This is a genomic window from Streptomyces sp. MS191 (genome assembly GCF_008042125.1).
Classification (GTDB): Bacteria; Actinomycetota; Actinomycetes; order Streptomycetales; family Streptomycetaceae; genus Streptomyces.
This window is the reverse complement of sequence record NZ_RDBI01000040.1, coordinates 603,986-626,355: the sequence shown is the minus strand read 5'-3', so window position 1 is coordinate 626,355 and position 22,370 is coordinate 603,986. Positions and strand designations below refer to the sequence as shown.

General features: G+C 72.1%; 18 protein-coding genes. 15 read left to right on the top strand and 3 right to left on the bottom strand.

All coding sequences use genetic code 11. The annotated features are described in order from the left end of the window. The coding region (locus tag EAO71_RS09710; RefSeq protein ID WP_187282625.1) for a PucR family transcriptional regulator ligand-binding domain-containing protein at positions 1 to 1,367 on the bottom strand (1,367 nt) is incomplete at its 3' end. Positions 1,368 to 1,528: 161 nt separating this feature from the next. Between EAO71_RS09710 and EAO71_RS09705 the strand changes: the two genes are divergently transcribed. Together EAO71_RS09705 and EAO71_RS09700 are read left to right on the top strand one after the other, a co-directional pair. Then, on the top strand, positions 1,529 to 3,043 hold the full coding sequence (locus tag EAO71_RS09705) for an APC family permease (RefSeq protein WP_147977359.1): 1,515 nt from the start codon (positions 1,529 to 1,531) through the stop codon (positions 3,041 to 3,043). A 24-nt stretch (positions 3,044 to 3,067) separates the two neighbouring features. Beyond that, on the top strand, positions 3,068 to 4,714 hold the full coding sequence (locus tag EAO71_RS09700) for a flavin monoamine oxidase family protein (RefSeq protein ID WP_147977358.1): 1,647 nt from the start codon (positions 3,068 to 3,070) through the stop codon (positions 4,712 to 4,714). Positions 4,715 to 4,717: 3 nt separating this feature from the next. On the opposite strand, the gene EAO71_RS09695 is transcribed toward EAO71_RS09700, so the two are convergent. Then, entirely contained in the window at positions 4,718 to 6,106 is a 1,389-nt protein-coding gene (locus tag EAO71_RS09695; RefSeq protein ID WP_147977357.1) for an FAD-binding oxidoreductase, read from the bottom strand. Positions 6,107 to 6,174: 68 nt separating this feature from the next. Beyond that, positions 6,175 to 7,977: a glycoside hydrolase family 15 protein gene (locus EAO71_RS09690; RefSeq protein ID WP_187282624.1), complete on the bottom strand. Its 1,803-nt coding sequence runs from the start codon at positions 7,975 to 7,977 to the stop codon at positions 6,175 to 6,177. A gap of 417 nt (positions 7,978 to 8,394) precedes the next feature. On the opposite strand from EAO71_RS09690, the gene EAO71_RS09685 reads away from it, so the two are divergent. The 13 genes from EAO71_RS09685 to EAO71_RS09625 all read left to right on the top strand — a co-directional run. Further along, positions 8,395 to 10,044: a CTP synthase gene (locus EAO71_RS09685; protein WP_147977355.1), complete on the top strand. Its 1,650-nt coding sequence runs from the start codon at positions 8,395 to 8,397 to the stop codon at positions 10,042 to 10,044. Positions 10,045 to 10,135: 91 nt separating this feature from the next. Next, a complete protein-coding gene (locus tag EAO71_RS09680; protein WP_147977354.1) occupies positions 10,136 to 10,762 on the top strand; it encodes an NUDIX domain-containing protein in 627 nt (208 codons plus the stop codon). Between the two features lie 162 nt (positions 10,763 to 10,924). Beyond that, positions 10,925 to 12,910, top strand: a complete 1,986-nt coding sequence (locus tag EAO71_RS09675) for an AAA family ATPase (RefSeq protein WP_261992074.1) — start codon at positions 10,925 to 10,927, stop codon at positions 12,908 to 12,910. Positions 12,911 to 13,056: 146 nt separating this feature from the next. Continuing rightward, complete coding sequence (gene ald, locus EAO71_RS09670; RefSeq protein WP_147977352.1) at positions 13,057 to 14,172, top strand: alanine dehydrogenase; 1,116 nt, start codon at positions 13,057 to 13,059, stop codon at positions 14,170 to 14,172. 440 nt (positions 14,173 to 14,612) lie between these two features. Beyond that, positions 14,613 to 15,656 (top strand): ParA family protein, encoded by a 1,044-nt coding sequence (locus EAO71_RS09665; protein ID WP_261992073.1) that lies wholly within the window; start codon positions 14,613 to 14,615, stop codon positions 15,654 to 15,656. After that, positions 15,641 to 16,135 (top strand): hypothetical protein, encoded by a 495-nt coding sequence (locus tag EAO71_RS09660; protein WP_261992072.1) that lies wholly within the window; start codon positions 15,641 to 15,643, stop codon positions 16,133 to 16,135. The genes EAO71_RS09665 and EAO71_RS09660 overlap by 16 nt, the downstream gene beginning before the upstream one ends. Positions 16,136 to 16,265: 130 nt before the next feature. Then, positions 16,266 to 17,048: a segregation and condensation protein A gene (locus tag EAO71_RS09655; protein WP_147977350.1), complete on the top strand. Its 783-nt coding sequence runs from the start codon at positions 16,266 to 16,268 to the stop codon at positions 17,046 to 17,048. Further along, positions 17,045 to 17,659: an SMC-Scp complex subunit ScpB gene (gene scpB, locus EAO71_RS09650; RefSeq protein ID WP_147977349.1), complete on the top strand. Its 615-nt coding sequence runs from the start codon at positions 17,045 to 17,047 to the stop codon at positions 17,657 to 17,659. Before EAO71_RS09655 ends, scpB begins: the two co-directional genes overlap by 4 nt. Then, positions 17,659 to 18,789, top strand: a complete 1,131-nt coding sequence (locus EAO71_RS09645; RefSeq protein ID WP_147977348.1) for a pseudouridine synthase — start codon at positions 17,659 to 17,661, stop codon at positions 18,787 to 18,789. Before scpB ends, EAO71_RS09645 begins: the two co-directional genes overlap by 1 nt. A 152-nt stretch (positions 18,790 to 18,941) precedes the next feature. After that, positions 18,942 to 19,595 (top strand): nicotinamide riboside transporter PnuC, encoded by a 654-nt coding sequence (gene pnuC, locus EAO71_RS09640; RefSeq protein ID WP_147977347.1) that lies wholly within the window; start codon positions 18,942 to 18,944, stop codon positions 19,593 to 19,595. Continuing rightward, complete coding sequence (locus tag EAO71_RS09635) at positions 19,592 to 20,671, top strand: AAA family ATPase (protein ID WP_147977346.1); 1,080 nt, start codon at positions 19,592 to 19,594, stop codon at positions 20,669 to 20,671. The genes pnuC and EAO71_RS09635 overlap by 4 nt, the downstream gene beginning before the upstream one ends. After that, a complete protein-coding gene (locus tag EAO71_RS09630; RefSeq protein WP_147977345.1) occupies positions 20,668 to 21,405 on the top strand; it encodes an NUDIX hydrolase in 738 nt (245 codons plus the stop codon). The genes EAO71_RS09635 and EAO71_RS09630 overlap by 4 nt, the downstream gene beginning before the upstream one ends. Further along, positions 21,402 to 22,370 (top strand): ADP-ribosylglycohydrolase family protein (locus EAO71_RS09625; RefSeq protein WP_147979196.1); only part of this gene is annotated, 969 nt, incomplete at its 3' end. The genes EAO71_RS09630 and EAO71_RS09625, both read left to right, overlap by 4 nt.

The window sequence follows — 22,370 nt, the reverse complement described above, 5'->3', positions numbered from 1 at the left end:
CGGCCCGCCGCCGCCAGGTCCATCCGGCGGTCCACGTCCTCCAGCAGGCGGCGCACCGCCTCCGCGAGCGCCCGCGCGTCACCCCACGGGACCAGCTCCGCCGCGTCACCGACCAGTTCGGGCACACCGCCCACCGCCGTCGCGACCAGCGGCACACCCAGCCGCAACGCCTCCTGCGCCAGCAGGGACCGGGCCTCCCAGCGCGACGGGAGCACCGCGACGTCCGCCGCCGCCACCCGGTCGGCCACCGCCGTGCGCTCGGACTCCGACCGCAGGCCCAGCAGCAGCGGCACCCGGCCCTCCACCGGGCGCACACCCAGCAGGACCGGCACGCCGACCGAGGACAGCTCCTCCAGGACCGCGCGCGCGAGGAGAGCCCAGTTCCCCGACGGGGACAGCTCCGACGCCAGCCGCATCACCACCGGGAGCAGCGGGCCGTCCCCCGGCTTGAAGCCGAGGACCCGCGCCTGGGCGGGCGCGTCCTCCGGCGTGATCCGGCCCTCCGCGAGGTCCGTCAGGAAGTCGCCCCGGCCGCGGGCCGCCAGCTCCTCCTCCTGCCGCGCCTGCATGAGCACGACCGCCAGGATGCCCGCCGCCCGCTCGGCCGCCATGCGGTGGACCGGGGACAGGGGAGCGGAGACCGCCAGCAGTACCAGGCGGGCACGGACCGAACCCGTACCCGGACCGCCGCCCGGCACGTCCACGAGTACCGCGCCGGTCGGCGGCCCGGACTCGCGTGCCGCCCGCTGGCCGCGCAGTCCGTCCCACACCTGCAGCGGGTCCGCCGGGGCGGACTCGGCGCCCGCCGCGTAGAGCAGCTGGCCGTCCGGGGTCTCCAGGAAGACCGGATTGGCCGTGAAGTCGGCCAGGATCCGCAGCACCTGCGGTACGCCGCCACCGCCGAGCAGTGCCTCCGTGCACTGCCGGTGCACCTCCTCCGCCTGCCGCAGCAGCGCGTAGTGCCCGTTGACGATCTCGGTGTGGATCTCCTCGGTGACGGTGACGAACGGCACCTCGCGGTGCAGCTGCACGAGCGGCAGGTTCGCCGACCGCGCGGCCTCCACGATCGCCGCGGGCAGCCGCGAGAAGCGCGGTCCCAGCTCCACCACCAGCGCGGCGATTCCCCGGTCCGCGAGCCGGCGTACGAACGCGCGCTGCTCCGCCGGGCGGGTGCCCAGGCCCAGTCCGGTGGTCAGCAGCAGTTCACCGCCCTTGAGCAGCGACGCGATGTTCGGCACCTCGCCCGCGTGCACCCAGCGCACCCGGCGGTGCAGCCGGTCGGCACCCACGACGACCTCCGGGAGCCCGCTGCGGAGTCCGGGCAGCTCCAGCGCCCGCTGCACGGTGATCCCGCCCTGATTGTCCATGGGCCGGGACGCTACCTCCGCCGGTGTTGCGGCAACATCACCTGGCGGTCACAGGGCCGGACGGTTGGGCCATCGGGGCGACAACTCGTCGCCCCTGAACGGTATTTGCGCGACCGCATGTCGATTGTGGCGTACATCACCCGGGAGGATGCTCTCCCGCCATGGCAGAGAACCCCACCCCAGCGGTGCAGCGGCTCAAGGCGAACTCGGTCGGCCTCGTCGGCGTCGTGTTCATGGCCGTCGCGACCGCCGCCCCGATCACGGCGATGACCGGAAACCTCCCCATCGCCGTCGGCTTCGGCAACGGCACCGGCGCGCCCGCCGGCTATCTCTTCGCGACGGTCGTCCTGACCGTCTTCTCGGTCGGCTACGTCGCCATGGCGAAGCGGATCACCGCCGCCGGCGCCTTCTACGGCTACATCTCGCACGGCCTCGGCCGGATCGCGGGCATGGCCTCCGGCATGCTCGCGGTCCTCGCGTACGTGGTCTTCGAGGCCTCGATCGTCGGTGTGTTCGCCTACTTCACCCGGACCACGGTCGCCGACCAGCTCGGCGTGGACCTGCCGTGGATCGTCTACGCGGCGGCGATGCTCGCGGTCACCGCCGTCCTGGCGTACTTCGACATCAACCTCACGGCCAAGGCGCTCGGCGTGATGCTCGTCGCCGAGATCGCGGTCCTGTTCGCCGTCGCCACCGCCGTCCTGATCGCCGGCGGCGGGCCGGACGGCATCCCCTTCGAGCCCGTCAACCCGAAGAACGCGTTCACCGGCGCCTCCGCCGGCCTCGGCCTCTTCTTCGCCTTCTGGTCGTGGGTGGGCTTCGAGTCGACCGCGATGTACGGCGAGGAGTCCCGCGACCCCAAGAGGGTCATCCCGCGCGCCACCCTGGTCTCCGTCATCGGCGTCGGCCTCTTCTACATCTACGTCTCCTGGATGACGATCGCCGGGAACGGCCTCACCGGCTCGGTGGCACTCTCCTCCTCCAGCTCGCCCCTCGACCTCTTCTTCGCCCCCACCCAGTCCTTCATCGGCGCCTGGGCCGTCGACGCCTTCCAGTGGCTGCTGCTCACCGGTTCGTTCGCCTGCGGCATGGCCTTCCACCAGTGCGCCTCGCGCTACCTCTACGCCATCGGCCGCGAGGGCTTCCTGCACCCGGCCCTCGGCCGCACCCACGCACGGCACGGCTCCCCGTACATCGCCTCCTACGTCCAGAGCGCCATCGCCGTCGTCCTGGTCGGCGCCTTCTGGCTCACCGGGCAGGACCCCTACATCCACCTCTACACACTGCTCGCGATCCTCGGCACCATGGCCATCCTCATCGTCCAGACCCTGTGCTCCTTCGCGGTCATCGGCTACTTCCGCAGGAACCACCCCGAGGACCGGCACTGGTTCAGGACCTTCACCGCCCCGCTGCTGGGCGGTGTCGGGATGATCGCCGTCGTCGTCCTGCTGATCATGAACATGGAGACCGCGGCGGGGCTGGCCGCCGACTCGCTCTTCTTCGAGGCGATCCCGTGGATCGTCGGCGCGGTCTTCTTCGGGGGCCTCGCCCTCGGTCTCCATCTCAAGCACCGCCGCCCCGAGCGCTACGAGATCATCGGCCGGATCGTCCTGGAGGACGCGGCCGAGCGCACCGACGACGACAGCCCCGCGCCCGCGCCCGTACCCCAGAGCTGACCCCGCATCCCCCAGGAGCGCCCCATGGCACGCACGAATCCGATGCACCTCCTGAACCGCCTCGCCGCCGAGCACGCCGACGCCCGACGGCTCGGCCTCCCCGTCGCCGAACTCCGCGACATGCGGTCCGACCCGCTCGGCCGCCGCTCCCTGCTCACGTACGCCGCCGCGGCCGGCATCGCCGCCGGCACGGGCGCGGCCGCGTCCCGGCCCGCGCCCGCCCGGGCCGCCACCCCCGCACCCGGCGCCAAGGACACGGCCCGGATCGCGGTCGTCGGCGCCGGGATCTCCGGCCTCACCGCCGCCCTCACCCTCCAGGACGCCGGCCTGAGGCCGGTGCTCTACGAGGCGAACCCCTCGCGCGTCGGCGGCCGGATGTGGACCCAGCGCGCCCACTGGGCGTACGGGCAGACCTCGGAGATCGGCGGCGAACTGATCGACACCGGCCACAAGAAGATCCTGGAGCTCTGCCGCCGCTTCGACCTGCCCGTGGAGGACTTCCTCGGCGGCGGGCCCAACGGAGCCGAGGAGGTCCTCTGGTTCGACGGCGCGTACTACCCGCGTGCCCAGGCCGACGAGGACTTCAAAGCCGTGTACCAGGCCCTGCGGCGCGACCTGTCCGAAGCGGGGGAGGTCCGGTGGAACCGGACGACGCACGCCGGCACCGCCCTCGACGACATGTCGATACACACGTGGATCGAGTCCCGGGTCCCGGGCGGCCACGACTCGCCGCTGGGTCGATTCATCGACGTGGCCTACAACGTCGAGTACGGCGCCGACACCACCGAGCAGTCCTCGCTGGCCCTGGTCCTGCTGATGGGCTATCAGACCAATCCGGGCCACTTCAACGTCTGGGGTCTGTCCGACGAGCGGTACCACGTCGTCGGCGGCAACGACCGGCTCCCGAACGCCGTCGCCGGGGCGCTCGCCCCCGGCACCCTGCGCCACGGCTGGTCCCTGACCGCGGTGCGGGCCGAGACGGACGGCACCCAGACGCTGACCTTCACCGAGGCCGGCGCCACCCGGACCGTCACGGCCGACCACACGATCCTGTGCCTGCCCCTGCCGGTCCTCCAGCGGCTCGACCTCACCCGGGCCGGGTTCGACCCGCTCATGAGGAACCTCCTGCGGGACGCGCGGATGGGGTACTGCACCAAGCTCAACATGCAGTTCGCCACCCGCCCCTGGCGCGGCACCGGCCCCTGGCCCGGCGTCTCGGCGGGCGACTGCTTCACCGACACCGAGGTCCAGCAGACCTGGGACACCACCAAGATCCAGGGCGGCACCGGCGGCATCCTGCTCCAGTACGGCGGCGGCGGCCTCGCCGAATCCCTCAGCCCCGCCGGTCCGTTCTCCACGGAGGCCGACCCGTACGTGCGCGGCCTCGTGACCCGCCGCCTCCAGGGCGTCGACGCCTTCTTCCCCGGCACGTCGAAGGCGTACACGGGCCGCGCGCAGCTCTCCGCCTGGCATCGCGATCCGTACACGCTCGGCGCGTACTCCTGCTGGCCGGTCGGCTACCTGCACCGGTACGCGGGGTACGAGGGGACCGCCCAGGGCCGGATCCACATCGGTGGCGAACACTGCAGCTACGACTTCCAGGGCTTCATGGAAGGCGGCGCCACGGAGGGCGAGCGGGCGGCCCGGGAGGTGATCGACGCGCTGCGGTGAAGCTCAGCCGGCCGGCGCGATGTTGTGGTTGAACCGGAACACGTTCTCCGGGTCGTACTCGGCCTTCACCGCCGCGAGCCGACGGTAGTTCTCGGCGCCGAAGCCCGAGACGACCCGCTGCTCGCCCTCGGACCCGATGAAGTTCAGGTACACCGCCCCGGTCGACCAGGGCTTCGCGTCGGCCCGCACGTCCCGGACCCAGCGGACCGCGCGCTCGTCGTCCGCCGGGTCCTCCCACACCCCGAAGGGGTGAACGGCCCACGGCGCGTCGCGCCACGGAACCGGGTAGTCCGCCGGGCCCCGGGCGACCTGCCCGCCCATCGGGAACAGCACGTGCTGGGTTCCCGAGGGCACGATCATGTCGTCGGCACGGGCGCAGAAGGCCGCCACGGCCTCGTCGGGCAGGTCGGCCAGGTACTCGGCGGACCAGTAGTTCCGCATCCCCGGCGGGTCGTCGAGCATGCACTGGAAGTCGGCGTACGGCAGGTCCATGACGACCTCCGCCCGCGGCCCCAGCGCGAACAGCGGCGCGGCGAAGGCCCGGGCCTCGTCCACCGGCCCCGCCCAGGTCACCAGCGCCCCGCTGACCAGGCCGCCCACGAGCTCCTCCGGCATGAAGGGCTCGGGTGGCGCGGTGAGGTAGATGACGCCGCCGCCGGCCTCGTCCGGCGCGTCGGCGAGCAGGTCCCGGTAGGCGCGGACCACGTCGGGCCCGGCGTCGCGGTGGAAGAACAGGAGGACGATGCTGAACCGCGGCAGCGGATGCACCCGCAGCGTCAGCGACGTCACCACCCCGAAGTTCCCGCCACCGCCGTGCAGTGCCCAGAACAGCTCGGAGCCGTGCTCCGCGTCGGCGTGCACGTGCTTGCCCTCGGCCGTGATCAGCTCCGCACCCAGCAGGCTGTCGCAGGCGAGCCCGAACTTCCGCTCCAGCCAGCCCGATCCGCCGCCCAGCGTGAACCCGCCGACGCCGGTCGTGGACGCCCGCCCGCCGGTCACCGCGACGTGGAACGGCTGGCACGCCCGGTCCAGGTGGCTCATCGTGGAGCCGCCGCCGAGCCGTACGGTCATGTTCTCCGGATCGGCGACGACCGTGTGCATCCTGCGCAGGTCGACCACGAGACCGCCGTCGTTGAGCGCCAGGCCGGCGACGCTGTGCCCGCCGCCGCGCACGGCGATGGGGAGGCCGGCCTCCCGGCCGAAGAGCACCGCGTTGGAGACGTCGTCCTGGGTCTCGCACTGGGCGATCACGGCGGGCCGGCGGTCGATCATCCCGTTGAAGACGATCCGGGCCTCGTCGTATCCGGGATCGCCCGGTACGAACACGTCTCCCGCCAGATCCTCGCGGAGTCCGGCAAGGGCGCTGTCGGGGACGGTGGTGTGGGGAGCCATGGGATGCCCCCCTTTCGGTGGGGGGACAGGACACCTTCATCGTAGGTCGGTGGCCGGTCCCCCGCCCCTCAACCTCCGTACGCCCCGCTCGCCGTCAGCCGCAGCGCCGTGTCGATCAGCGGCACGTGGCTGAAGGCCTGCGGGAAGTTGCCCACCTGCCGCTGGAGACGGGGGTCCCACTCCTCCGCGAGCAGGCCGAGGTCGTTGCGGAGCGACAGGAGCCGCTCGAAGAGCCGGCGGGCCTCGTCCACCCGCCCGATCATCGCCAGGTCGTCGGCGAGCCAGAACGAGCACGCGAGGAAGGCGCCCTCGTCGCCCTCCAGCCCGTCGACCCCGGCCTCCTCGCCGGCCGTCGGGTAGCGCAGCACGAAGCCGTCCTCGGTGGACAGCTCCCGCTGGATCGCCTCGATCGTGCCGATGACCCGCTTGTCGTCCGGAGGCAGGAAGCCCATCTGCGGGATCAGCAGCAGCGAGGCGTCCAGTTCCTTCGAGCCGTAGGACTGCGTGAAGGTGTTCCGCTCCTTGTCGTAGCCCTTCTCGCAGACGTCGCGGTGGATGTCGTCGCGCAGCTCGCGCCAGCGCTCCAGCGGGCCGTCAGCGTCCCCGGACTCGATGAGCTTGATGGTGCGGTCCACCGCCACCCAGGCCATCACCTTGGAGTGCACGAAGTGGCGGCGCGGGCCGCGCACCTCCCAGATGCCCTCGTCGGGCTGGTCCCAGTGCGTCTCCAGGTACCTGATCAGCTTGAGCTGGAGCAGCGAGGCGTAGTCGTTGCGCGACAGGCCCGTCATGTGGGCCAGGTGCAGGGCCTCGGTGACCTCGCCGTACACGTCGAGCTGGAGCTGGTTGGCGGCGCCGTTGCCGACCCGGACCGGGCCGGAGTTCTCGTACCCGGGCAGCCAGTCCAGCTCCGCCTCGCCGAGCTCGCGCTCGCCCGCGATGCCGTACATGATCTGCAGGTTCTCCGGGTCGCCGGCGACCGCGCGCAGCAGCCAGTCCCGCCAGGCACGGGCCTCCTCGCGGTAGCCGGTGCGCAGCATCGAGGAGAGGGTGATCGCCGCGTCGCGGAGCCAGGTGTAGCGGTAGTCCCAGTTCCGCACGCCGCCGATCTCCTCCGGCAGGGAGGTGGTCGGCGCGGCGACGATGCCGCCGGTGGGCGCGTAGGTCAGGGCCTTCAGCGTGATCAGCGAGCGGACGACGGCCTCGCGGTACGGGCCGTGGTACGTGCAGTGCTCGACCCACTCCCGCCAGAAGTCCTCGGTCGCCTCCAGCGAGCCCTCCGGGTCCGGCAGGGCGGGCGGCTCCCGGTGCGAGGGCTGCCAGCTGATCGTGAAGGTGATCCGGTCGCCCGGCGAGACGGTGAAGTCCGAGTACGTCGTCAGGTCCTCGCCGTGCGTCTCGGCGTCGGTGTCCAGCCACACCGAGTCCGGTCCCGCGACGGCGACGGTGCGGTCCCCGACCTTGTGGACCCAGGGCACGACCCGGCCGTAGCTGAAGCGCATCCGCAGCGCGGAGCGCATGTGGACCCGGCCCGACACGCCTTCCACGATCCGGATCAGCTGCGGCGCGCCGTCACGCGGCGGCATGAAGTCGGTGACCCGGACCGTGCCGTGCGGGGTGTCCCATTCGGACTCCAGTACGAGCGAGTCGCCGCGATAGCGCCGCCGGTCGGCCGGCGGCGGGGTGGAGCCGTCGGGGCCGGCCGGGCCGACCCGCCAGAACCCGTGCTCCTCGGTACCGAGGAGTCCCGCGAAGACGGCATGCGAGTCGAAGCGTGGCAGGCAGAGCCAGTCGACACTGCCGTCCCGGCAGACCAGGGCTGCGGTCTGCATGTCTCCGATGAGTGCGTAATCCTCGATGCGCCCGGCCACGTGCAATCTCCAGTCGAACGGCCACGTCCGCCCCTCGGGGCGCTTACTACAAGTCAGCGGTCAACTGATCGTTGACGATCGGCAGCGAGTGTCCGAGCAGGATACGACGCACCCCCAGGGGCTGCAGTGTCGCCTGTGTAACGCGGGTACTCCTTTCGGGCGAGGAGGGCTTGACGCCGCGATTCCCGCGGCGTGGCGCGTGCGCCGGAGGGCGTGTCGCCGTCCGTGTGCACCCGACTGCCCCGTGTGGCCGGAAGCGGTCTCCCGTTGTCGCTGATACCCTGGTACCCCGTGGACCGGTGGGAAACGGCGAGAGCCGAGACCCCCGAAACCGCAGCGACGGCACCCCCCCGATTCTCCCGGAGGGCACGCCGGAACGCACCTCCAGAACGCGACCACGGGAGCCCCCTCTTGGCGATGCCGCCCAAAACCACGACGACCAAGCACATCTTCGTCACCGGGGGTGTCGCCTCCTCCCTCGGCAAGGGCCTGACCGCCTCCAGCCTGGGTGCGCTCCTCAAGGCGCGGGGCCTGCGGGTCACGATGCAGAAGCTCGACCCGTACCTGAACGTCGACCCCGGCACGATGAACCCCTTCCAGCACGGTGAGGTCTTCGTCACGAACGACGGCGCCGAGACGGACCTGGACATCGGCCACTACGAGCGCTTCCTCGACGTCGACCTCGACGGTTCGGCCAACGTCACCACCGGCCAGGTCTACTCGCAGGTCATCGCCAAGGAGCGGCGCGGCGAGTACCTCGGCGACACCGTCCAGGTCATCCCGCACATCACCAACGAGATCAAGTCCCGGATCCGCCGCATGGCGACCGAGGACGTCGACGTGGTCATCACCGAGGTCGGCGGCACGGTCGGCGACATCGAGTCGCTGCCGTTCCTGGAGACCGTCCGGCAGGTCCGCCACGAGGTCGGCCGCGACAACGTCTTCGTCGTCCACATCTCGCTGCTGCCGTACATCGGCCCCTCCGGCGAGCTGAAGACCAAGCCCACCCAGCACTCGGTCGCGGCCCTGCGCAACATCGGCATCCAGCCCGACGCGATCGTGCTGCGCGCCGACCGCGAGGTCCCCACCGCCATCAAGCGCAAGATCTCGCTGATGTGCGACGTGGACGAGGCCGCCGTGGTCGCCGCCATCGACGCCAAGTCGATCTACGACATCCCGAAGGTGCTGCACACCGAGGGCCTGGACGCCTACGTCGTGCGCAAGCTCGACCTGCCGTTCCGTGACGTGGACTGGTCCACCTGGGACGACCTGCTGGACCGCGTCCACAACCCGGAGCACGAGGTCACGGTCGCGCTCGTCGGCAAGTACATCGACCTGCCCGACGCGTACCTGTCGATCACCGAGGCCATGCGCGCCGGCGGCTTCGCCAACAAGGCGCGGGTCAAGGTGAAGTGGGTCACCTCCGACGAGTGCAAGACCGCCGCGGGCGCGAAGAAGCAGCTCGGCGACGTCGACGCGATCCTGATCCCCGGCGGCTTCGGCGACCGCGGTGTCAACGGCAAGATCGGCGCGATCCAGTACGCCCGTGAGAACAAGGTGCCGCTGCTCGGCATCTGCCTGGGCCTCCAGTGCATCGTGATCGAGGCCGCCCGGAACCTGGCCGACATCCCGGACGCCAACTCCACCGAGTTCGACGCCGCGACCGCCCACCCGGTCATCTCGACCATGGAGGAGCAGCTCGCGTACGTCGAGGGCGCCGGCGACCTGGGCGGAACGATGCGCCTGGGCCTGTACCCGGCGAAGCTCGCCGAGGGCTCGATCGTCCGCGAGGTCTACGACGACCAGCCGTACGTCGAGGAGCGCCACCGTCACCGCTACGAGGTGAACAACGCCTACCGCGCGGAGCTGGAGAAGAAGGCGGGCCTCGTCTTCTCGGGCACGTCCCCGGACAACAAGCTCGTCGAGTACGTCGAGTACCCGCGCGACGTGCACCCCTACCTCGTCGCCACCCAGGCCCACCCGGAGCTGCGCTCGCGTCCGACGCGCCCCCACCCGCTGTTCGCGGGCCTGGTCAAGGCCGCCGTCGAGCGCAAGACGGGCAAGTAGTCACAGGAGTTAACGTTGCCGGGGTACGGGTCCTGCCGGGACCGGTACCCCGGTTTTCGTGTGTGCGGACGTGTGTCGTGGGAGGACGCAGATGGAGCTGAGGGACACCCCCGAGGAGTGGCGGGTCGTCGCGACGACGACCCCCTTCCAGGGGAACAAGACGAGCGTGCGCACGGACGACGTCGTCATGCCGGACGGCACGGTCGCGCGCCGCGACTACCAGGTCCACCCGGGCTCGGTGGCGATCGTCGCCCTGGACGACGAGGACCGGGTGCTGCTGCTCAAGCAGTACCGGCACCCGGTGCGGCAGAAGCTCTGGGAGATCCCGGCCGGGCTCCTCGACGTCCCGGGCGAGAACCCGCTGCACGCCGCGGAGCGCGAGCTGTACGAGGAGGCGCACGTCAAGGCCGCGGACTGGAAGGTCCTCACGGACGTCTACACGACGCCCGGCGGCTGCGACGAGGCGGTACGGATCTTCCTGGCGCGCGATCTCTCCGAAGCGGAGGGCGAGCGCTTCGAGGTCTCCGAGGAGGAGGCCGATATGGAGCTGGCGCGCGTTCCGCTCACCGAACTGGTGCGCCGGGTGCTCGCGGGGGACGTGCACAACAACTGCCTGGTGGTCGGTGTGCTTTCCCTGATGGCCGCGCGGACCGGGGACGGCGTGGACGCGCTGCGCCCGGCCGACTCGCCCTGGCCGGCGCGCCCGTTCGAGTCGTAGGACACCCGTGAGGGTTGCGGTATGACGATCTGTTGATCCGATCGAGGGAACCGTCCGCCGTGCTCCGCCGGGTCGTGCCCGCGCCCTGAACTACGCTCGGGATCACCCGTGCGGAGCCCCCCGCGGGATCGGCTCGTGCGCAGGTGGACGGGAGCGTGGCCCGTGACGGATCAGGCGGTGGCAGCGGGCGGGGTACGGCAGTTCTTCGGCCGGCAGCGGGAACTGAAGGCCCTGCGCGCCGACATCGAACGGACCGGTCTCGACACCCTCGCCGGCCGCAAGGCCCCCCGCGCCCGCGTCCTGCTCATCGCCGGTCGCCCCGGATCGGGCCGGACGGCGCTCGCCGAGGAGCTCGTGGCCGGACTCGCCGGGCAGTACCCCGACGGGGTGTACCGCGGCCGGCTCACCGAGCCCGGCGGCACCCCCGTCCCCACCGCCCGGGTCGCCCAGGCGCTCCTCCGGGACCTCGGCGTCGGCGAACCCCCGGGCGCCGGCGAGGACGAACTGACCGAACTGGTCCGCGCGGCCCTGGCCGACCGCCGCACCGTCCTCCTCCTCGACGACGCCGTCGACGCGGAGCAGGTCGATCCGCTGATCCCGGACAACCCCGACGCCCTGGTCCTCGCCGTCGCCCGCGGCCCGCTCACCGGGATCCCCGACGTCCGTCCGTGCACCCTCGGCGGCATCGACCCGAAGTCCGCCATCGAACTGCTCACCACCTTCACCGGCTCGGTCCGCGTCACGGTCGACCCGCAGGCCGCCGAGACCCTCGCCGAGGAGTGCGGTGGCCAGCCCGCGGCCGTCGTGCTCGCGGGCGCCTGGCTCGCCGCCCGCCCCAAGGCCTCGGTCGCCGACCTCGCCAAGCGGCTGCGCGCCCTGTCCGGCGACCCGCTGACCAGGGCGTTCCGGCTGGTCCACGACTCCCTCGCCGCGCCGGCCGCCCGGACGCTGCGCCATCTCGCGCTCGCCCCGCTCGGCCGCGTCGACGCCCACACCACCTCCGCGCTGGCCGGCTGCTCGGTCTCCGCGGCGGCCGGCACCCTCGAGGGCTTCGTCGCCCTGAACCTCGTGACGGAGGCGGAGGACGGCCAGTACGAGGTCCCCGGACACCTCGTCCCCCTGCTGCGGGCCGAACTGGAGGAGCGCGACCGCCCCGCCGAGGTCCAGCTCGCCCGGGCCCGGATGCTGGAGCGGACCGTACGGCTCCTCCAGTCCTGCCGCGCGGTGACCGAGCCCGAGGGGGCGCCCGCGCAGCGGAAGCTCGCCGGGCTGCCCCGCGCCCTGCGCTTCCCCACCGCCCCGGCCGCCGCCGAATGGCTCGACAGCCGGCTGCCCGTCCTGCTCGCCTCCGCCCGGCTCGCCGTCGCCGACGGCGAGCTCGACACCCTGGCCCGCCGGCTGGTCGCCGCCCTGGTCAGGGCCCTCACCGCGCACCGCGGCGCGCAGGCCGCGGCGCCCGAGCTGTACGGCCTGCACCGGCTCGTCCTGGACGTGGCCGAGCGGCGCGGGCTGCACCGGGAGCGGGCCGCCGCCCTGCTGAACCTCGCCGACCTGGACGCCGGCAGCGGCCGGACCCGGGAGGCCCTGGCCCGCTACCGGACCGCGCTCGACGCCGGACGCGCGGCGAACGACCCGTACGCGGTCGGCCGGGCGATGGAATCCGTAGGCGGTTCCTACCAGGAGCTGGGGGACTGGCAGCGGGCCGGCGACTGGTACGGCCGCGCCCTCGCCCAGCGCCTCGCCCGCGACGAGCGGGCCGACCAGGCCCGGCTCTACGCACGGCTCGGCGCGGTGCAGACCTACGCCGGCCGCTACGGGGAGGCGCTGCGGAACTGGCGGGCCGCCGCGGCCGGCTACCGCCGCCAGGCCGATCTGCCCGGCTACGCACGGGCGTTGAGCGAGGCCGCGCGGGTGCAGGAGTACGCCGGACGACCCCAGGAGTCCCTGCGGACGTGCGAGGAGGCGGTCGAGTGGGCGCGGCGGGCGAAGGACACGCGGCTCCAGGCGGCGCTGCAGCTCAGGCTGGCCGACACCCTCGACCGGCTCGGCGACCCCGCTGCGGCCCGGCTGCACCGCTCCGCTGCGGAAAGACTCCTGGGAACCGACCCATCCGCCTGCGAAATCCGCAGTGCTTCTGTCGAAGATTAATGCTTTGCAAGGCTAGACAGCGGGAACTCCTTCATTAGACTGGTTGAGCCGCAATCGAACGCGGTCTGTCCCGGTGCGCCGTCGTGCATCCGGGTATGTATCGCTTTGCCCCCAGTTTCCCCCTGATTCAAGGACCGTGATCGACGATGAAGGTCGGCATCCCCCGCGAGGTCAAGAACAACGAGTTCCGCGTGGCCATCACCCCCGCCGGTGTCCACGAGCTCGTCCGCCACGGCCACCAGGTCTTCGTCGAGCGGAACGCCGGTCTCGGCTCCTCGATCACGGACGAGGAGTACGTCTCCGCCGGTGCGCAGATCCTGCCCACCGCCGACGAGGTCTGGGCCATCGCCGACCTGCTGCTCAAGGTCAAGGAGCCCATCGCCGAGGAGTACCACCGCCTCCGCAAGGACCAGACCCTCTTCACCTACCTGCACCTCGCCGCCTCCCGCGAGTGCACGGACGCCCTCCTCGAGTCCGGCACCACCGCCATCGCCTACGAGACGGTCGAGACCGCGAACCGCGCGCTCCCGCTGCTCGCCCCGATGTCCGAGGTCGCGGGCCGCCTGGCCCCGCAGGTCGGCGCCTACCACCTGATGCGCTCGGTCGGCGGCCGCGGCGTGCTGCCCGGCGGCGTCCCCGGCACCCACGCCGGCGAGGCCGTCGTCATCGGCGGCGGCGTCTCCGGTTGGAACGCCACCCAGATCGCCGTCGGCATGGGCTTCCACGTGACGCTGCTCGACCGCGACATCAACAAGCTCCGCGAGGCCGACAAGATCTTCGGCACGAAGGTGAAGACGGTCGTCTCCAACGCCTTCGAACTGGAGAAGGCCGTCGTCGAGGCCGACCTCGTCATCGGCGCCGTCCTCATCCCCGGAGCGAAGGCCCCGAAGCTGGTCACCAACGAGCTCGTCGCCAAGATGAAGCCCGGAAGTGTCCTTGTCGACATCGCCATCGACCAGGGCGGCTGCTTCGAGGACTCCCACCCGACCACCCACGCCGAGCCGACCTTCCAGGTCCACAACTCGGTCTTCTACTGCGTCGCCAACATGCCGGGCGCGGTGCCGAACACCTCCACCTACGCGCTCACCAACGCCACGCTGCCCTACATCGTGTCGCTCGCGAACAACGGCTGGGCCGAGGCGCTGCGCCGCGACGCCTCCCTGGCCCTGGGTCTCAACACCCATGACGGCAAGGTGGTTTACAAGGAGGTCGCCGAGGCGCACGGTCTCGAGCACGTCGAGCTGAGCACCCTCCTGGGCTGACCCCCGCAGGCGGGGCGTCAATGCGCGCCGTCAACCTCACGCATCCGGCCGGACCTTGTCGAGCAAGGTCCGGCCGGATGTGTATCCGGCCACTTCGCGTGCCTTGTTCAACTCGCCTCGAACGTAACCCTTTAACCGTTTCGCACACCCCCGAAACGTGCGGATGCATGGCTGCGCACCCTTGACAGAGGGGTGTTCGGTTGCCGACACATCGTGCCGGGTCCGGCGGATTGTGTTGCTGCGGACCGGTGACACGCCATAGAGTCGCCAACCGTCGGCATGGTGCCACGCTGACCTATCGATAAATGTTCCTGGTCACATCCAAGGAGGTAAGACGACTTGTGAATGAGTCGACATTTACTCCCGGGGGTGGACAGCCAGGAATCCCTGTCGGCTCCGTCGCTGTCCGAACCTTCGCGACCAACGCGGCCAATCAGCCCATGACGACAGCCCACACGATGAAGATGATGGACGGCCTACACGTGAACGCCACGGCCGGCAACGAGAGTGGCCGAGAGTCCACCCACTTCGCCGCCTACGACGAGATGCCCGAGGGGCACTTCTACGACCCCGACGCCGAGTACGAGCCCGACCCGGAGTACGCGGCCACCCTCGCACCCGACGCTGCCCGGCAGCGCCGCGAGCGGATCGGCCCCACCGGACGGCCCCTGCCGTACTTCCCGATCCCGGGCCCGCTGACCGATCACGGACCCGCGAAGATCATCGCGATGTGCAACCAGAAGGGCGGCGTCGGCAAGACCACGTCGACCATCAACCTGGGTGCCGCGCTCGCGGAGTACGGGCGGCGGGTGCTGCTCGTCGACTTCGACCCGCAGGGAGCCCTGTCGGTCGGTCTCGGTGTGAACCCGATGGAGCTGGACCTCACCGTCTACAACCTGCTCATGGAGCGGGGCATGTCGGCGGACGAGGTGCTGCTCAAGACCGCCGTGCCCAACATGGACCTGCTGCCGAGCAACATCGACCTCTCGGCCGCCGAGGTGCAGCTGGTCAGCGAGGTCGCGCGCGAGTCGACGCTCCAGCGCGCCCTCAAGCCGCTGATGAACGACTACGACTACATCGTGATCGACTGTCAGCCCTCGCTCGGCCTGCTGACCGTGAACGCCCTGACGGCGGCTCACAAGGTCATCGTCCCGCTGGAGTGCGAGTTCTTCGCGCTGCGCGGTGTGGCCCTGCTGACCGAGACGATCGAGAAGGTCCAGGAGCGGCTCAACCCCGACCTGGAGCTCGACGGCATCCTCGCCACGATGTACGACTCCCGGACCGTGCACAGCCGTGAGGTGCTGGCGCGCGTCGTCGAGGCATTCGACGACCACGTCTACCACACGGTGATCGGCCGGACCGTGCGCTTCCCGGAGACCACGGTCGCCGGTGAGCCCATCACGACGTACGCCTCCAACTCCGTGGGCGCCGCCGCCTACCGCCAGCTCGCCAGGGAGGTGCTCGCCCGGTGTCACGCCGAGTGAGTCTGCCCGGCGCCGACGAACTCTTCCGTACGACCGGGGGGATGGCGCTGCAGGCGTCGTCGCCGCGGCGGGGCGAGGCCCGCGTGCCGGCACCCGCGGGCGAGAGCGACACGGAGGCGGCGGAGGGCTCGGCGTCCGCGGAGCACGCGGCGGCGGAGTCGGACCCGCCGGCGGAACCGCGGGCCCGGACGGCGGAGCCCGCCGCACCGGCCGCCGCCACGCCGGCACCGGCGCGACGGCGGGGCAGGTCGCCGAACCGGCGGCCCAGCGGCCGTGAGCGGCACGACGAGAAGATCACGGTCTACGTCTCCGCCGAGGAACTGATGGACCTGGAGCACGCGCGTCTGGTGCTCCGGGGGGAACACGGCCTCGCCGTGGACCGCGGCCGCATCGTCCGCGAGGCGGTGGCGGTGGTCCTGGCGGACCTGGAGTCCCGGGGCGACGCGAGCATCCTCGTACGACGGCTGCGGGGCCGCTGAGGGTAGCCTGCGGGCCTGCCGCTCTCCCGCTTCGGCCCGGTACCGCGCCCCCCGGCCGGACGCGCCGTCCGGCCGGCCGGCCGCGGACCCCGCCCCCGACGGCACCCCCGTCGACGACGGGCGCTTCACCGTGCGSCTGGCGAACTTCGAAGGGCCCTTCGACCTCCTGCTCCAGCTGATCTCGAAGCACCGGCTCGACGTCACCGAGGTCGCCCTCTCGCAGGTCACCGACGAGTTCATGGCGCACATCCGCGCCATGGGACCCGACTGGGACCTCGACCAGACCACCGAGTTCCTCGTCGTCGCCGCCACCCTGCTCGACCTCAAGGCGGCCCGCCTGCTGCCCGCCGCCGAGGTCGAGGACGAGGCCGACCTGGCCCTCCTGGAGGCGCGGGACCTGCTCTTCGCGCGGCTGCTCCAGTACCGCGCGTACAAGCGGATCGCCGAGATCTTCCACGAGCGGTGGGAGGCGGAGGGGCGGCGCTTCCCCCGTACCGTCGGCCTCGAACCGCACCACGCCGAGCTGCTGCCCGAGGTCGTGATCAGCATCGGGGCCGAGGGCTTCGCCAGGCTGGCGGTCAAGGCCATGCAGCCGCGCGCCAAGCCGCAGGTCTACGTCGACCACATCCACGCCCCGCTCGTCAGCGTCCGCGAACAGGCCGGGCTCGTCGTCGCCCTCCTCCGSGAGCGCGGCACCCTGAGCTTCCGGGAGCTCGCCGCGAGCGCCGAGGACACCCTGACCGTCGTCGCCCGGTTCCTCGCCCTGCTGGAGCTCTACCGGGAGAAGGCCGTCGCCCTCGACCAGGAGGACGCTCTCGGGGACCTCACCGTCACCTGGACCGGCGGGGACGGCGAGACCCGGGTCACCGACGAGTTCGACCAGACCGCACCCGTCACGAAGGACACGGCATGAGCGACCTCAAGCCCGCCCTCGAAGCCGTCCTCATGGTCGTCGACGAGCCCGCGACCGAGGAGCACCTCGCCAAGGTCCTCGAGCGCACCCGGCGCGAGGTCGGCGACGCGCTGCGCGAGCTCGCCGACGAGTACACCGTCCAGGGCCGCGGCTTCGAGCTGCGGCTCGTCGCGGGCGGCTGGCGGTTCTACACCCGGCCGGAGCACGCCGCGGCCGTCGAGCGCTTCGTCCTCGACGGCCAGCAGGCCCGGCTCACCCAGGCGGCCCTGGAGACCCTGGCGGTCGTCGCGTACCGCCAGCCGGTCAGCCGTTCCCGGGTCTCGGCCGTGCGCGGAGTGAACTGTGACGGGGTCATGCGGACCCTCCTCCAGCGCGGTCTCGTGGAGGAGGCGGGCGCGGAACCCGAAACAGGTGCGATCCTGTACAGGACGACGAACTACTTCCTGGAGCGGATGGGCCTGCGCGGCCTGGACGAACTCCCCGAGCTCGCGCCCTTCCTCCCCGAGGCGGACGCGATCGAGGCGGAGACGCTGGAGGGGGTGCCGTCGTTCGACCCGGACGCGCCAGAGGCACCGGGTTCCGAGGACGCAGACGACAAGACGGACATTTGATGCGAAGCAGCAGCGGCAGGAACAGCAGCGGAAACAACGGCGGGAGCCGTGGTGGCAACAGCGGCGGCCGCGGCGGCAGCAGCGGTGGTGGCGGCGGTGGTCGCGGCAACTACCGCGGCGCCGGCAACGGTCGCGACGACCGGCAGGGCGGCGGCAAGCCGCGCAAGCCGCGCCCCGAGGAGCGCAGCTACGAGGTCGGCGGCCCCTCCGACGGCCCCAAGCGCGGTCGTGGCTCCGCCGCCCGCGGTGGTGCCAAGGGCGGCCCCCGGCAGTCCCCGCAGCGCGGTGGCGGCCGTACGGCGCCGGCCCGCTCGCGTGAGTACGACGCTCGCGCCGAGGAGCGCAACCGGGAGCGGTACGCCGACAAGCCGCAGGTGAAGACCCCCAAGACCTTCCCCGGCGCCGAGCAGGAGGGCGAGCGGCTGCAGAAGGTGCTCGCGCGGGCCGGCATGGGATCGCGGCGGGCCTGCGAAGAGCTGATCGACATGGGCCGGGTCGAGGTCAACGGCCAGGTCGTGATCGAGCAGGGCATGCGGGTCGACCCGGAGAAGGACGAGATCAAGGTGGACGGCCTCACCGTCGCCACCCAGTCGCACCTCTTCTTCGCGCTGAACAAGCCGGCCGGCGTCGTCTCCACCATGGAGGACCCGGACGGCCGCCAGTGCCTCGGCGACTACGTCACCAACCGCGAGACCCGTCTCTTCCACGTCGGCCGGCTCGACACCGAGACCGAGGGCATCATCCTGCTCACCAACCACGGTGAGCTGGCCCACCGCCTCACGCACCCGAAGTACGGCGTGAAGAAGACGTACCTGGCCGCCATCACGGGCCCGCTGCCGCGCGAGGTCGGCCGGCGCCTGAAGGACGGCATCCAGCTTGAGGACGGCTACGCCCGCGCCGACCACTTCCGGGTCGTCGAGCAGACCGGCAAGAACTACCTGGTCGAGGTCACCCTGCACGAGGGCCGCAAGCACATCGTGCGCCGGATGCTCGCCGAGGCGGGCTTCCCGGTCGAGAAGCTGGTCCGCACCGCCTTCGGCCCGATCTCCCTCGGTGACCAGAAGTCGGGCTGGCTGCGCCGTCTGACCAACACCGAGGTCGGCATGCTGATGAAGGAAGTCGGCATGTAGCGCCCGCCGCACCCCGTGAGGGCCCGTGACCGCCACCCGGCGGTCACGGGCCTTCGTGTTCCCCGGCCCCGGCCCCGCGCCGCCCGTCGATTCGGCCTTGTGGGCGTGGCCCGCCACCCTTTATAGTCAACATGACTCTTAAGGAGGCGGGCGTGAGCCTCGCGAACGTTCTCGAACCCCTGCAGCAGCCGCTCTTCACCGTCCTGGACACCCCGGTCGCCTGGACCGAGGTCCTCGGCTTCGGCAGCGGCGCGCTCTGTGTCTGGCTGGTCGCCCGCCAGCACCTGGCCAACTGGCCGGTCGGCATCGCCAACAACCTCTTCTTCGTCCTGCTGTTCACCCAGGCCGGCCTCTACGCCGACGCCGGCCTCCAACTCGTCTTCATCGCCCTCGCCGCGTACGGCTGGTGGACCTGGACCCACGGGGGTGGACCAGGCTCCGACGCCCTCCCGGTGCGCCGCACCTCGCGCACCGAGTGGACATGGCTGCTCGCGGCGGGGGCGGTGGGGACCCTCGCGCTCACGCTGCTGCTCGACCGTGCCACCGACTCCACGGTCCCCTTCTGGGACGCGCTGACGACCGCGCTCTCCCTCATGGCCACCTACGGCCAGTGCCGCAAGCGGCTGGAGTCCTGGTGGCTGTGGATCGCCGCCGACGTGGTCTACGTGCCGCTCTACGCCTACAAGGACCTCTACCTGACCTCGCTGCTGTACGTCGGCTTCATGACGCTCTGCGTCCTCGGCCTGCGCAGCTGGACCAGGGACCTGGCCACCGTGCGCGCGGTCCCGGTGGAGGCGGCGGCGTGAAGCGCTACGGACACGGCCTGGTCCTCGGCAAGTTCTACCCACCGCACGCCGGCCACCACCATCTCGTCCGCACCGCCCGCGACCGCTGCGAGCGCCTCACGGTGCTGGTCTGCGCCTCCTCCGTGGAGAGCCTGTCCCTCGAGGACCGGGTCGCCTGGATGCGCGAGATCCACCCCGACGTCCTCGTCGTCGGCGCGGTCGACGACATCCCCGTGGACCTCCACGACCCGGACGTGTGGGCCGCGCACATGGCCGTCTTCCGGGCCGCGGTGCCCGAGTCCGTCGACGCCGTCTTCACCTCGGAGCCGTACGGGGAGGAACTCGGCCGCCGCTTCGGTGCCGACGCCGTGTGCGTCGACCCGGACCGTACGCGCTTCCCGGTCTCCGGCACCGCCGTCCGCAAGGACCTCACCGGCTGCTGGGAGTTCCTGGAGGCGCCCGTACGGGCCGCCCTGACCCGCCGGGTCGTCGTCCTCGGCGCCGAGTCCACCGGCACCACCACCATGGCCCTCGCGCTGGCCGACCACTACCGGCGGCGCGGCGGCATCTGGGCCGCCACCCGGTACGTCCCGGAGTACGGACGCGAGTACAGCGAGCTCAAGCTCGCCGAACTGCGCGCCCGGCGCCCCGGCGCCACCTGGCAGGACGTCACCTTCCGGTCCGGCGACTTCCCCGTCATCGCCCAGCGCCAGGCCGAGCTGGAGGAGGAGGCCGCGCGGACCGGCTCGCCCGTCCTCTTCTGCGACACCGACGCCTTCGCCACCACCATCTGGCACGAGCGCTACATGGGCACCACGAGCACCGCCACCGGCCAGGTCGCCGCACGCGGCCGGCAGCACCTCTGGCTGCTCACCGACCACCGCGGCGTCGACTTCGAGGACGACGGGCTCCGCGACGGCGAGCACCTGCGCCCGTGGATGACCGCCCGCTTCCTCACCCAGCTCGCCCGCACCGGCCGCAGGACCGCCGTCCTCACCGGCCCGCACGAGGAGCGGCTCGCGGCGGCGGTCGCCGCCGTGGACGCCCTGCTCGCCGAGGGCAGCCACCTCGCCGACCCCCTTCCGGAGCGCCGATGACCGGTCCCCGTGCCCCCGAGGGCTACGACCCGCACGCCTTCGAGCCCTTCGCCGTCACCGTCGACCTCGCCGTCCTCACGCTGCGGGACGAGCGCCTGCACGTGCTCCTCGTCGAGCGGGCCCAGGAGCCGTACGCCGGATCCTGGGCCCTGCCCGGCGGCTTCGTGCTGCCCCGCGAGTCCGCCGGGCAGGCCGCCCGCCGTGAACTCGCCGAGGAGACCGGCCTGTCCGCGGACACCGTCGCCGGACTCCACCTCGAACAGCTGCGCACCTACAGCGAGCCCGACCGCGACCCGAGGATGCGGGTGGTCTCGGTCGCCTACACCGCGCTCGTCCCCGACCCGCCCGAGCCGCGCGGCGGCGGCGACGCCGCCCAGGCCCGCTGGGTCCCCTACGGGACCCACGGCCCGCTCGCCTTCGACCACGACCGGATCCTCGCCGACGCGCACGAACGGGTCGGCGCCAAGCTCGAGTACACCTGTCTCGCCACCGCCTTCTGCCCGCCCGAGTTCACCCTCGGCGAGCTGCGGCAGGTGTACGAGACCGTCTGGGGCGTCGAGCTGGACCGCCCCAACTTCCGACGCAAGGTCCTCGCCACGCCCGGATTCGTCCGGGCCGTGGAGGGGCCGCCGCGTCTCACCGGCGGACGGGGGAAACCGGCCGCTCTCTACCGGGCGGGCGAGGCCACGGCCCTCCACCCGCCGCTGCTGCGACCGGAAGGAAGATCCACGTGACCCTCACCCGCACGGTGACGAAGCAGGCCGCCACCGGTTCCCTGATCGGACTCGCCCTCGGGGACGCCCTCGGCTTCCCCACCGAGTTCAACGACGTCCCCGCCATCCTCGCGAAGTTCGGCCCCTGGCGGCGGCTCGAACTCCAGGGCCCCGCGACGGCGCACGTCAGCGACGACACCCAGATGACGCTCGCGCTCGGCCGCGGCATCCGGACCGCCATGGACCGCGGCGTCCTCGCCCCGCTGCGGATGGCCCGGCCCGTCCGAGAGGAGTTCGTCGACTGGTACCACTCCCCGGACAACAACCGCGCCCCCGGACGCACCTGCATGCGGGCCTGCATGCTCCTCGACGGCGACCGGCCCTGGCAGCAGGCCAGCCAGATCGGCTCCAAGGGCTGCGGCGCCAACATGCGGGTCGCGCCGGTCGGCCTCGTCCCCGGGCTCAGCGAGGAGCAGCGCGCGGGCGCGGCCCAGCTCCAGTCCGCGCTCACCCACGGCCACCCGACGGCGCTGGCGGCCTCGGACCTGACGGCCCGCGCGGTGTACCTGCTCGCCCAGGGCGCCGAACCGCTCGGCCTGGTCGGCCAGCTCCGCTCGTACGCCTACGAGAACCGCTCCCGCTACCACACCGGCTGGCTGGGCGACCTCTGGACGTACTCCCAGGACCCGACCCCCACACACTTCATCGAGCGCGGCTGGGACGAGTGCCTGGCCGTCCTGGAGCGGCTGGCGGGCGTGCTGCGCACCGCCGACCCGGAGATCGACCCGTGCGAGTACACCGGAGACGGCTGGATCGCCGAGGAGGCGCTCGGCACCGGGCTGCTCAGCTTCCTGCTCTTCCCGGACGAGCCGGTCACGGCCCTGCGCCGGGCCGCCTGCACCAAGGGCGACTCGGACTCGATCGCCTGCCTGACGGGGGCGTTCGCGGGGGCGCACCTGGGGGCCGGGGCCTGGCCGAAGGAGTGG